General features: G+C 74.4%; 9 protein-coding genes. 3 read left to right on the forward strand and 6 right to left on the reverse strand.

All coding sequences use genetic code 11. The features are described from left to right. Together XM48_RS18645 and XM48_RS07995 are read right to left on the reverse strand one after the other, a co-directional pair. The coding region (locus XM48_RS18645) for an RDD family protein (protein WP_046455287.1) at positions 1 to 927 on the reverse strand (927 nt) is incomplete at its 3' end. After that, complete coding sequence (locus XM48_RS07995; protein WP_046455288.1) at positions 927 to 2,255, reverse strand: hypothetical protein; 1,329 nt, start codon at positions 2,253 to 2,255, stop codon at positions 927 to 929. The genes XM48_RS07995 and XM48_RS18645, both read right to left, overlap by 1 nt. Positions 2,256 to 2,406: 151 nt before the next feature. Here XM48_RS07995 and eccD point away from each other — a divergent pair, with 151 nt between their 5' ends. The 3 genes from eccD to XM48_RS16930 are packed head-to-tail and all read left to right on the forward strand — an operon-like array spanning position 2,407 to position 6,383. Next, positions 2,407 to 3,744: a type VII secretion integral membrane protein EccD gene (eccD, locus tag XM48_RS08000; RefSeq protein ID WP_046455289.1), complete on the forward strand. Its 1,338-nt coding sequence runs from the start codon at positions 2,407 to 2,409 to the stop codon at positions 3,742 to 3,744. A gap of 2 nt (positions 3,745 to 3,746) precedes the next feature. Further along, positions 3,747 to 5,087, forward strand: coding sequence for a type VII secretion protein EccB (eccB, locus tag XM48_RS08005; protein ID WP_046455290.1), 1,341 nt, complete (start codon positions 3,747 to 3,749; stop codon positions 5,085 to 5,087). Between the two features lie 9 nt (positions 5,088 to 5,096). Then, positions 5,097 to 6,383 carry a S8 family serine peptidase gene (locus tag XM48_RS16930; RefSeq protein WP_052961376.1) on the forward strand — a complete coding sequence of 429 codons (1,287 nt, stop codon included), beginning with the start codon at positions 5,097 to 5,099 and terminating at the stop codon, positions 6,381 to 6,383. Here the strand turns inward: XM48_RS16930 and XM48_RS08015 are convergent, their stop codons facing one another. Genes XM48_RS08015 through XM48_RS08030 form a run of 4 tightly spaced genes read right to left on the reverse strand, consistent with a single transcriptional unit; the run spans position 6,384 to position 12,053 of the window. Further along, positions 6,384 to 7,217 (reverse strand): hypothetical protein, encoded by an 834-nt coding sequence (locus XM48_RS08015; protein ID WP_046455291.1) that lies wholly within the window; start codon positions 7,215 to 7,217, stop codon positions 6,384 to 6,386. Next, positions 7,214 to 9,715, reverse strand: a complete 2,502-nt coding sequence (locus XM48_RS08020) for a DUF3488 domain-containing protein (protein ID WP_046455292.1) — start codon at positions 9,713 to 9,715, stop codon at positions 7,214 to 7,216. The genes XM48_RS08015 and XM48_RS08020 overlap by 4 nt, the downstream gene beginning before the upstream one ends. After that, complete coding sequence (locus tag XM48_RS08025; protein WP_046455293.1) at positions 9,712 to 11,064, reverse strand: DUF58 domain-containing protein; 1,353 nt, start codon at positions 11,062 to 11,064, stop codon at positions 9,712 to 9,714. The genes XM48_RS08020 and XM48_RS08025 overlap by 4 nt, the downstream gene beginning before the upstream one ends. Next, positions 11,061 to 12,053, reverse strand: coding sequence for a MoxR family ATPase (locus XM48_RS08030; RefSeq protein ID WP_046455294.1), 993 nt, complete (start codon positions 12,051 to 12,053; stop codon positions 11,061 to 11,063). Before XM48_RS08030 ends, XM48_RS08025 begins: the two co-directional genes overlap by 4 nt. Positions 12,054 to 12,079 lie beyond the last annotated feature (26 nt).

A 12,079-nucleotide genomic window follows, 5' to 3' on the forward strand; every position in this document is an offset into this window, starting at 1 on the left:
CCGGTGCCCGGAATCGAAGGAGAGCACGAGCATCTCACCGATCTGCGGTTTCGGCGGCGCGGGAGCGATCGGGGCGTCGACCGCGACGACCCCGGCCGGCAGCGGAGCGGACGCCGGTGCCGGTGCCGGTGCCGCACCCCCGTGCGGCGCGACGGGTGGAGCCGGCTGCGCCGGAGCGAACGGAGCGATCGGCGCGGACGGAACGGCCGGAGCCGTCGCGACCGGCTGAGGCGGGTGGGCACCGGCGGCGGGCACCGCGGCCTCCGCCACGGGCGCGCTCTGCGCCCACACCTCGGCGTTGCGCGACCAGGCCTCCCGCTCGGCCTCCGACGGGACGCGGACGACGAGCGTGCGCCCGGCGCGGTCGGCCCAGCTGCGCCCCATGCGCGTCGGATCCGCCGCGCTCGTGGCGACCACGATCCACCCGCCGATCAGGGCGACCAGGCTCGCGGCCCCGGTGATCAGGCCGCGCACGAGGTTCCGCCCGACACCGGGCGAGAAGGGGGCGTCGTCGCGGGCGGTGCGCTGCCGCAGCAGGAGGTTGCCGAGCGTGGCGCCAGTGCGCGCTTCGAGCACGAGCTGGATCACCGCGACCTCGAGCAGCACGAGGACGCCGAGCAGCGCGCTGCGGGTGAGGCCGCCCACGACCGCCGCGATCACCAGGGTCACCGCCGCATCGATGGAGAACGCGGCGATCCGAGCGCCGGTGCTCGCGGGACGCGCCCACGCACGGGAACGCGCCAGGGCGTTCGAGAGACGGGCCGACGGATCGGGCCGGCTCCCGCGGGGAGCCGCGGCGTCGCGCCCCGCCTCCCGAGCGAGCCGCTGCCGGGTCCGCTGGGTCTGCTGAGCGGTCTGCGATACGGGCGCCTGCACGGGGTTCGAGCGCCGACGCGGACCGGCCGGATTCGGCGTGTAATCGGACATCAGGTGAGCACCCCTCGCAGCAGATCCAACGTGCCCGCGGCGAGCAGTCCGGCCGGGAGCACCAGTGCGATCGCGAGACTATCGACGATGTCGCCCGTCCGCGACCACCCGAGCGAGCGTTCGCCGCGCGCGAGCGGCAGCACCGCGGCCGCGGCGACGAGCGCGGCGAACAGCAGCGCGCCGGCTCCGATCGCGGCTCCCGCCGCCGAGGCCTGCGGCACGACGACCGCTGCGAGCAGGAGGAGCCCGATCACCGCCGCGGCCCGGGGCGGGATGCGCAGCGCGGGCGCCGCCGTGCGCCGGGAGGTGAGCAGCAGCGCCAGCACCGCAAGCAGCACGTAGACCATCGCGGAGATCCGGGCGACCGGATCGGGACCGACCAGCGCCGGCGCCGCGGCGGGCAGCCCGGCCCCGGCGAGCACCGCGAGCATCAGGATCGCCGAGTCGAGACGGGCTTCGGCTGCGGCGACGATCTCGCGCACGCGCTGCTCGTCGATCCGGTCGATCGAGACGGGGACGCGGCCCCGCACCGTCCACCGGAGCACCATGAAACGGCCGTAGTCGATGTGATAGCCCGGCTCCACGCCGACGAGGAGGCTGGGCGCGGCCCGGATGCCGACCACCGCGATCGCGGACGCCGCGATCAGCAGCTGATTCGGCGCCCATCCGAGCATCGGGCCGGTCAGCGCCAGAGCCGCGAACAGCGCCGCGATCACAACGACGGGGGCCGCCGCCGCGCGGGCGCGCGCCGTCCGCGCGACGACCATCAGCAGGGCGGCGAGCACCGCCATCGCCGCGCCCGCGACCGCGAAGGCGAGCACCGGTGCGTCCACGAGGATCGTCAGCGCGCCCAGGCACGACCCGATCCCCGCGAGCACCAGGGAGGCGGCGGCGCCGATGTCGCCGGTTCCGCCGCGCGCGACGCCGAACACCATCGAGACCAGCGCGGCGAGCGCGAGCACGCCGGCCGTCGGCCACCGCAGCCGCTCGTCTCCGACGGCGAGCATCGCGGCGACGATCCCGAAACCGACCAGCGCCCAGGGCAGCGGGTTCACGGATCCGCCGGCCGTCGCGCGGTCGATCCGCCGGGCGGGCGTCGCCGCGGGTCCGGCGACGGCGTACAGGCCGCCCTCGAGCAGCTGCGCGGCGGGGGTGCCGAGATCCACCGGGGATCCGTCCGGTCCCTGGACCCGGGAGCCGGCCCCGAGGTGCACGCCGATGGACGCGAGAGCCCCGACGAGCGCCTCGCCGCGCGGCATCGCGAGGTCGTGACGCCGTCCGGCCACATCGATCACGATGCGACGCAACTGCGGCATGGGGTCGGTCACGCGACTCAGTGTAGCGTCGGGTCCGACGGGATCGGGGCCGGATCCGTATGCCGGAACCGGATCCCGCCCCGCCATCCGGCCCGAGAAACCGGGTTAGGATACTTGCGCGCGGAGCAGCCGATTTCGTGTCGACATCACACAGGAGGTACGCGTGAGCGTTGAGGCAGTCGACCCGAGTGCCGTCGTGCGGCTCTCGGTCGTTCACGCCGAGCGCCGCATCGACCTGGCCGTGCCCGGGCGCCTCCCCCTGCTCGAGGTGCTCCCCGGCGTCGCCCGCGGCCTCGGCGTGCTCGACGCCACGCTGCTGCACGGAGGCTATCGACTCACCCGCTCGGACGGCACGGAGCTCGATCCGACCCGCGGCGCGATCGCGCAGGGCATCGACCAGGGCGAGATCCTGACCCTGACCCGGGGCCAGCTCGTCGCGGTACCGCGTCGCTACGACGACGTGGTCGAGGCGGTGGTCGACGCGACCTCCGCGCATCACGCCGCCTGGCGCCCCGAGGACGCGGCCCGCACGGCCGTCGCGATCAGCCTCACCCTCGTCGGCCTCAGCGCGATCATGCTCGCCCTGCAGCCCGCGGGCTCGCTCCTGCCCGCGATCATCGCCGGAACGGGCACGATCGTCCTGCTCGCCCTCACGGCCGCGCTCGGCCGGCTGGCCCAGCCGGAAGCCGGGCTGGCGTTCGGGATCGCCGCAGCGGGATTCGCCGGCCTCACCGGATACCTCCTGGTCCCGGGCGGATCCCTCTGGGGGTTCCCGCTCGCGGCGGCCGGACTCGGGGGCATCGTCGGCGGCGGCGCGGCGTTCCTGCTCGCGGCGAAACCGGCCGAGATCCTCGCGCTCCCGATCGCGCTCGGCATCGCGGTCGGCCTGCCTGCGGGGATCGTCGGCCTCACGGGGGTCGACCCGACCGGGCCCTACGCCGTGATGGTGGCGTGCGCCGGGCTGCTCGCGGGCGCGCTGCCCTGGCTGACGCTCAGCAGCACCCGGATCCGGGTCATCTCGCCGACGACGGAGCTCGAGATGTTCGACCCGCCGCAGCCCATCGATCCCGAGCGCGTCGCCGCCCGGGTCGACGCCGGGCATCGGCTGCTCGTGGCCCTGCGCGTCGCCTTCGCCCTCTCTGTCCTGATCGCCGCACCCCTCGTCTCGGGCTCGGGCTGGATCGGCACGATCCTCGTGCTGACGTGCGGGACCGTGCTGATGTTCCAGTCCCGCCAGTCCGCACGCCGCGCCTCCGTCATCGTCCTCCTCGCCGGCGGGACCGCGATCCTCGCCGTCGGCGGGCTCGCGGCGATCCTCGACCAGCGCGAGCAGGCGCCCCTGCTGCTGATCGCGCTGCTGGTCGCGACGGGCATCGTCACCGGGCTGACCCTGCTCAGCACCCGGGTCCGCATGCGCCTCACCGCGCTCGGCGACACCGTCGAGGTGATCCTGCTGGCGCTGCTGCTCCCGCTCGGTGCACTCACCGCTGGGCTCGCGTAGGCATGGCGACCAAGAAGGACCTGCTCGAGGCGCAGAGTTTCAGCAAGGCGCGACTGCTCTCGGCGTTCGTCGGCGGCGCCCCCGGCGGTAAGGAGCTCGAACCCGCCAAGCCGCTGCGCGCCGTGTTCGCGGGCATCGCGCTCACGGCCATGGTGATCCTCGCCGGCGTGTTCATCGGCCTCAAACAACCCTCGCTCCCGAGCGGCTGGCAGAACAACCGCCTGATCGTGGCGAGCGACACCGGTGCGCGCTACGTCAGCGTCGACGGCACCCTGCACCCCGTGATCAACACGGTCAGCGCGCGCATGCTGATCCCCGCGAACGAGTTCGCCATCATCAGCGTCAAGCAGCAGTCCCTCGACGGGATCCCCATCGGCGGGACGCTCGGGATCCTCGGCGCACCGGACACGCTTCCGAAGGCGAGCGCCCTCGACGGGACGGGCTGGCGCGCCTGCTCGACGGCGGAGACCACCGAGGTGCGCGTCGGCGGCCAGCCGCGGACCGCCGCCCGCGACGCGGAGGGCATCGTCGTCGAGGCCGACGGCAAGACCTACGTGGTCACCGCAGGCACCAGCCTGCTCGTTCCGGCGGAGCACCGCACCGCTGTGCTCCGGGCCATCGGCCTGGACACCGCGACCCCTGTCCCGGTGCGCGGCGAATGGCTGGCCCTCTTCGCGAAGGGCGACGACCTCTCCCCCATCGTGCGCGCGGGCGGCGGCACGGTCGCCGGCGTCGGCCTGCCCGCGGGATCCGTGATCCACTCCGCCGGAACCAGTGAAGCCAAGCAGTACCTGCTCACCGGCGACGGGAAGCTCGCCCCGCTCAGCCCGCTGGCGTATCGGCTCTACCGCCTGGGCCTCGGAACCGGGCCCGGCGGTGGCTCGCTCGGGGAACCCGTCGAACTGAGCCCGGCCCAGATCGCACCGCTGCCGACGGCAGATCCGGTCGCGCCCGAGGGCTGGCCGGAGGACGGTCTCGTGCCGCTCGCCGGCGTCTCGGCGCCCTGCGCCACGCTCGCGGGTGAGCGCTCCGATCAGCGCACGGTCCTCGCCGCGGCCGGCGGATCGCGCAACGCCTCCTCTGACGCGGCGGCAGGCAGCACCGAGGTCACCGTGGCGAAGGACGGCGGAGCGCTCGTGCGCGGCGGCTCGGCCGGTACGCTGACCCTCGTCGACGGCAGCGGCACCGCGTACGCGATCCCGGGATCCGTGAAGACCGGTGCCGCCCGGCTCGGCTACCGCAGCACCGATGTCGACGTGCTCCCCGCGCCGTGGCTCCAGCTGCTGCAGGCGGGACCGGCGCTCACGCCCGAGGCTGCCGGTGCGACGCCGGAGGGCCAGTAGGACCGCGGCGTGGACCGGAAGCAGACCCGTCTGAGGATCGCCGCCGCGCTCGTCGCGCTGCCGATCCTCGGCACCGCGCTCACGGGACCCGCCTCCCCGCTGGCGGTGCTGTCCCCGCTGGCACCCGTTCCGGCGTCGGCGGCGGACGAGTGCACCATCGGGGTCATGGCGCGCCTGCCCGGACCGCCCGTGGCGTTCGCCGAGATGGGGCTCCCGGCCGACGGACGACGGTACACGGGCGCCGGCATCACCGTCGCGATCGTCGACTCCGGGGTCGACGCCTCCCGCCCGCAGCTCACCGGCGCCTTCGCCCGGGGCAGCGAATCGCTGATCTCGGACGGCGAGCGCTCCGACGGGCTCGGAGATTCCCAGGGCCACGGTACGGCGCTCGCCGGGATCATCGCGGCTCGCCCCAGCCCCACCTCCGGCGTGGTCGGCATCGCGCCCGACGCACGGATCATCTCGCTGCGCGTGTTCCGGGACGACAGCCAGCAGAGCATCGACAAGGGCCTCGGACCGGACGCCGGACGGATCGCCACGGCGATCCGGAAGGCCACCGACCGCGGCGCACGCGTGATCACCGTCGCACTCAGCGACGACGTCGACACCCCCGCGCTGCGCGATGCGACGAACTACGCGACGTCGCGCGGCGCGCTGGTCGTCGCGAGCGCGGGCAACCGCGACACGACCAAGCAGACCGAGGATTCGCCTCGATTCCCGGCAGCCTATCCCGATGCGCTCGCCGTGACGGCGGTCGGCCCCACCGGCCTCGCCACGGCCTCGTCGATCCACGGACCGCACATCGACGTCGCGGCCCCGGGCCAGAACGTGCTCACCACATCGAGAGAGGGCGGGGACTGCCGCTACGCGACGGAGTCCCCATCGTCGAGCTTCGCGACGGCCTACGCGGCGGGTGCTGCGGCCCTCGTCGCCCAGGCCTACCCGAGCGAGACCCCGCAGCAGTGGGCCTACCGGCTCGAGGCGACGGCGGATCGTCCCGACCCCGACGCGCGCGATGACCGGATCGGCTGGGGCACGATCCGACCGGCCGCGGCCCTCGGTCTGCGGCCGAGCAGCAGCACCCGGGGCCCGGTCAGTCCGTTCGTCGACACCAGCGGTGCGGCACGCGCCTCCGTGTCCACTCGGGTCACCGCGCACGAGACGCGCGCCGACGACATCACCTTCGTCGCGGCGCTCGTCCTCGGTGCCGGAGGTCTCATCGCGGTGTTCGCGCTGGCCGCACGGACCCGGCGCCGCCCGGGCGAGGGACGGCGGGACGGCGGCACCGCGGCCTGACTAGCCGAAGGCGAGGACCGCGACCCCCCAGAGGCCGAGCACCGAGACGACGACCGCGACGCCGAGCCCGATGATCGTGCCGAGCCCGAAGCGCCGGTTCGCGCGAGCGGTCGAACGCAGCCCGTCACGCTCGGCCGAGAGCGGCTCCGGCACCGACGCCGGCGGCGGACCGAAACGCTCCGAGAGGGTGCCGCCCTGGCTCGCGTCCGCCTCGCTGAGGCTCCGCACCGGGCTCAGGACCGGGATGCCCGGGGCGACGCCCCGCCGCGGCAGGGTGTGCTCCTCGGGCGGGGTCGGCGCGTCGGGGATCCGCAGCTTCGCGTCGAGCGGCGACTTGAACATGCGCGCGACGACGTCGGCCGGCAGCTGCCCCGCGGACGGCTCCTCGATGGGCGGTGCCGGGTTCGCCGTCCCGCTGCGGGTCGACCGCCCCGAGTCCTCCCCGATCGGCGCGGACCGCGACGTCCGATCGGGTTGCGGCGCCTGATCCGGTTGAGGCGTCTGATCGGATCGCGGGGGCCGCGCGACGACGATCGTCCCATCGTCGTCGCCCACCGGAGCGGGGCCCGCGCTCCGCGGCGGGCGAGCCGCCACGATCGTCGCGTCGTCCGGCGCCGCCGGTTCTACCGGCGCCGCCGGCGCTGCGGGTTCTGCGGGTTCTGCGGGTTCTGCGGGTTCTGCCGATGCTCCGGCGGGTCCCGCGCCCTCCGCCGCGATGCGGGCGCGCGGCGCGACCACGGTCGCGTCGAGCTCGTCCTCGCCGTTCTGGCCGGCGCCCGGGCCGAGTCCGCTCGGGCCGGCGCCGGTTCCGGCTCCTGCGCGTTCTTCCGTCATCGTCGGTTCCCTCCGCGCGGTCGTCGTGAGCGCCGGGCCCGTGCGCGACGCGATTCGGGCAGCAGCGAGCGCAGCGAGAACCGCGCGCGCATCCGCCCCCAGAACCCGATGCGCTGGCGCCGTTCGAGCAGGGCCTCGTCGACCACGGCCCAGACCTGCTCGGCCTCCGCGTCGCCGATGCCCTCGCGGGCGTAGACCGCGCGGTCCACGGTCCAGGCGGCCCAGTCACCGCCGGGCACCCCGAGCTCTTCGGCGATGTCGCGGCGGCTCCTCCGGGATCGGGGTGCGGCGCCGCTGTCGGCGTACCCGTCGACGAGTTCGTCCCAGGCGCCGAGCGCGCGCACCTCGGGGGCGGCGGTCTGCCGCCTGCGGCGGACGCGCAGCCGCTTCGCGACGGGGACGAAGAGCAGTGGCAGGGCGAGCAGCGCCAGTGCCAGCGCTGAGAGCCCCACGCCCTTCAGGATCGGCCAGAGCGCCGCGAAGCTGCTGCGCTGCGGGTCGGGCACGGGATCGGTGGAGTCGCTGCTCGATCCGCTCGGCGGGTCCGCGACCGTCGCATTGCGGTCCTCGGGCACCGTCGGGAACTCGGGGAGCTGCTCGCCGCGGTCGAGCGTGACCGGCGGCATCGCGACCTGCGGGCTCGTGTCGATCGGGGCCCAGTCGCCGCCGTCGCCGCGCACCTCGATCCACGCGGCGAGATTCTCACCGGTGCAGGCCTCGGCGCACGCCGGGACTCCGGGTACTCCGGCCCGTTCGCCACCGAGCCGCACCCCGAGCACGACCCGGGAGTCGTAGCCCATGGCGCGGGCGATGAGCGCGGCTGCGGCCGAGAACTGCTCGTCGTCGCCGATGCCCGAGACGAGCGCGCGCTCGTCGCTCGTCTCGCCCGCGGCCGCCTGCTGTTCGTTCAGCTGTTGGAAGAGCTGCTCGATCCGAGCGATCGAATGCCCGCCGGCGCTCGGCACGAAGCGCGTGCCGTACTGCGGCGCGAGCGCGGCGATCCAGTTCCGTTCGCCCTCGCCGTCGGTGAGCGAGTGGCTGAGGTAGCCGCGCTGGCGCAGCCGGTCGATGGCCTCGAGGAGTCCGTCGCGGTCGGCGGGGAGCCGCTGCTCGTCGAGCCAGCGCTTCAGCTGCGGCGTGCGTTCGAGGTCGATGAGCGGCTTCGCGTCTGCGGGACGCTCGGCGGGCTTGACGTCGCCGGCGGTGCTCATCCGGGCCGAGTACTCGTCGCCCGCGCGCAGACCGCTGCCACCGGGCACCGCGATCGCGGCCCAGCTGCCGCGGTTGATGTAGAGGCTGTCGCTCAGCTCGGATGCCCGCGGCCCGAGGAAGGCGGGCGGTTCGGCGAGCGGTGGCGCGACCGGCAGCCAGATCCCCCGGTAGCCGTCGATCCGGATCCGGACCTCGGCCGGTTCCGCGATGGGGTCGCCGCTCGGGAACCGGGTGAACCGACCGTCCCCGCCCGGGTCCACGAAGAAGTCGACCCCGTCGTAATCGTCGAGCACGGCCATGCGCAGCCGGGTCGGCAGCGTCCCGTTCCCCGACACGGTGAACAGGGTCCGTTCGAACTCGTCGTCCCGCTTCGCCGACCGGTAGGAGGCGAGGGGGCTGGTCTGCTGACGTACGACGAGCTGCGGGTCGATGCTGTCGCGCGGCACCGTGCGGTCCGCGCCGACGGCCGGCGCGATCAGCGCCCCCGCCCCGAGCGCGACGACCGCGATCACCGCGGCGCTGAGCGCGCGCATCGCGGTGTTGCGCCGCACCCCGCCGGAGCGCTCCGCGGGTTGGCCGAGGCGGCCCAGCCTGAGCGCAGCACGGCGTTCGATGCCGGACGACCACGCGACCCAGACCGCACCGATCACGCAGGCCCCGGCCCACAGGGCGAGCTCCTTCGGCGCCTGGATCCGCAGCGGTCCGAGGCCGAGGGGAGCGCTCACCTGAGAGGCGCCGAACACGACGCCGAAGAGGACGGGCACGAGGACGGGCAGCGCCGCGAACGGGGCCGTGCGGCGCCCGGAGAGCGCGAGCGCGACGATCGCCCCGGTGGTGACCATCGTGACGACGAGCAGCGGGACGAGCACCGCCTGGTAGCTGCCGACGGGCAGCGTCAGGGTGAGCAGTTGCTTCCAGCCGAGCGCGACCGAGGCGAGACCGTCGCTCAGCCCGCGCACCCAGCCGGCGGGACCTGTGGACAAGGCGCCGGGGACGGCGAGCGGCACGACGGCCGCGACGAACGAGACGATCAGCGCCACCGGGGTCATGAGGCCCCAGCCCCACCGGCGTCCGCACCACACGATCCCGGCGGCGAGCGCCCAGCCGACCCCCGCCACCAGCCAGACCTGCGGGGTCCGGTAGATCGGCATCGCCGAGGCGGCACCGAGCGCGGCAGCGGCCGCGCTCAGCAGCAGCGCGCCGAGCGAGATCGCCGCGGACGGTCGTCTCGACGCGTTGGCACGTCGTGCGCGTCGCCGCGAGGCGGACCGCGCTTCCCCGCTCACGCGAAGCCTCCGCGCACCATGAGCTGCGGCAGGTCGTCGAGCGCGCCGACGGTGAACATGGTCCCGGCGTCGAACAGTCGGGCTGCGGGGTCGGCGAGCCGTTCGCAGCGCACCACGAGCACATCGACGTCCTCGGCGAACGCGGCGGCCGCGCGACGCAGGCGCGACGGGTCGGGGACCGATCCGGTGACGAGCATCACGATCGAGAGCGGACGCCGCGACTCGGCGAGGTGGCGCGCCAGGCGTTCGATCGGCAGCGGATCCTCGGCGGCTTCGAGCTCCGCCCAGGCGTCGAGCAGCTGGGTCGGCGTCTGCGCGGGCAGTTCTTCGAGCCCGTCGATGCTCGGGCGGATCCGGCCGGGGGCCCACTGGGAGGCGATGAAGCGTTCGCGGCCCTCGCGCACCGCGAGCAGGCCGAGGGAGGCCGCCGCGCTGACGCCGAGCTCGAACTCCTCGTCGTCGCTGTAGGAGGTGCGGTCGGCGTCGAAGAGGATCGCGGCCCGCGCGGTCTGGGACTCCTCGTACTGCCGCACCATCAGGGTGCCGGTCTTCGCGGTCGACTTCCAGTGCACGTGTCGGAGCGCATCGCCGTGCACGTATTCGCGGACGGCGTGGAACGAGAGGTCGGAGTCGGTGAGCCGGCGGCTCGACGCCCCTTCGAGATCGCGCACGAGTCCGACGGACCCTGGCGGGAGCAGCACCGTGCGCGGGTGCACGTGGATGAGGTGGCGGTCGCGCCAGGTGATCTCGCGGCGCACGAGCCCGAGCGGGTCGCGGCGCGCGAGCTTCAGCGGCCCGACGCCGATGACTCCGCGCGCGGTCGTCGCGATCTCCACGGGGATCGTCGTCTCGCCGTGCGGTCCGATGAACGGGATCGCGATCTCGCGCAGCGCTTCACCGACGGGCAGTTCCGCGGTCGCGGGGAGCGCGGGCCGGGCACCCGCGTTCTCGACCTCGATGCCGAGGCGTACCCGCCCGCCCGCGGTCACCCGGGTGCGGTCGACGGCGATGCGGATCAGGTAGGCGCGGGATCCCAGCAGGAACGGGAGGCCGAGCAGCAGCAGGACGCCGAAGACCGCGGCGACGAACCAGGCCTCGATCCAACCGAGGGTCGCGGCGAGCACGAGCGAGAGGATCGCGGCGCCCAGCACGAAGTAGCCGGTCGGCGTGATGGTCTCGACCGTCCGACGCATGCGGCGTCGATTGCGGCGCCACCAGCGGCGCGCGCGACGGCGCCCCGCGCCGAGGTATCCCGTCGAGCGCTGGGTGTCGCCGAAGCGCGTGCTGGTGCTGCCCCGGGTCGCCGTGCCGGTGTCGGAGATCGGGGCGCGTGAGGTGTTCTGTCTCACACCGAGCCGTTCTCCTGGGGTGCGGCGACGTCGAGCAGGATCTGGCCGAGCACCTGCGCCGCCGTCACCCCGTCGAACTCGGCCTCGGGCTCGAGCACGAGGCGGTGCGTCAGTACCGGCATGGCGAGGTCGCGGACGTCGTCGGGAGTGACGAAGTGCCGACCGCTCGCGGCCGCCCAGGCGGAGGCGAGGCGCACGAGCGACAGTGCACCGCGCACGCTCGCGCCGAGACGCACCTCGTTCGCACGACGGGTGGCTTCGACGAGGCGCACCGCGTACTCGGCGACGAGCGGGCTGACGTGCACGCGGTTGATCAGGTCCTGCGCCTGGGTCACCATGCCCGTCGTGACGACCGGTGAGAGGGGCTGCTGATGCGAGCGGTCGCCCTGCAGGATCCGGGTCATCGCCGCCTGGTCGGGGTAGCCGATGGAGGTCTTCACCATGAACCGGTCGAGCTGGGCCTCGGGCAGCCGGTAGGTGCCCGCCTGCTCGACCGGGTTCTGGGTCGCGATGACGAGGAACGGGCTGCCGACGTCGTGCGAGGTGCGGTCGACCGTGACCCGGCCCTCCTCCATCACTTCGAGCAGCGCCGACTGGGTCTTCGGGCTGGCGCGGTTGATCTCGTCGGCCAGCACGACGTTCGCGAAGATCGGGCCCGGATGGAATTCGAAGGCGCCCGCGCGCTGGTCGAAGACCGACATGCCGGTGATGTCGCTCGGCAGCAGGTCCGGGGTGAACTGCACGCGCGAGAACGAGCCCTGGATGACTTCGCCGAGCGCGCGGGCGAGCGCCGTCTTGCCCGTCCCCGGCACGTCCTCGAGCAGCACGTGGCCTCCTGCGAGCACGCAGGCGATCACCAGCTCGACCACGCGGCGCTTGCCGTGGATCGACTGCTCGATCGCGTCCGCCGTGGTCGAGAACAGGCGCGCGACCCACTGGGCCTGCTCGGGTGAGATCGCCGTCGAGTCGGTCTGGGGCTGCGTGTTCATGCTGGGCCTTCTGCTGGGGAGAGGTG

The organism is Leucobacter sp. Ag1 (genome assembly GCF_000980875.1).
GTDB lineage: Bacteria > Actinomycetota > Actinomycetes > Actinomycetales > Microbacteriaceae > Leucobacter > Leucobacter iarius.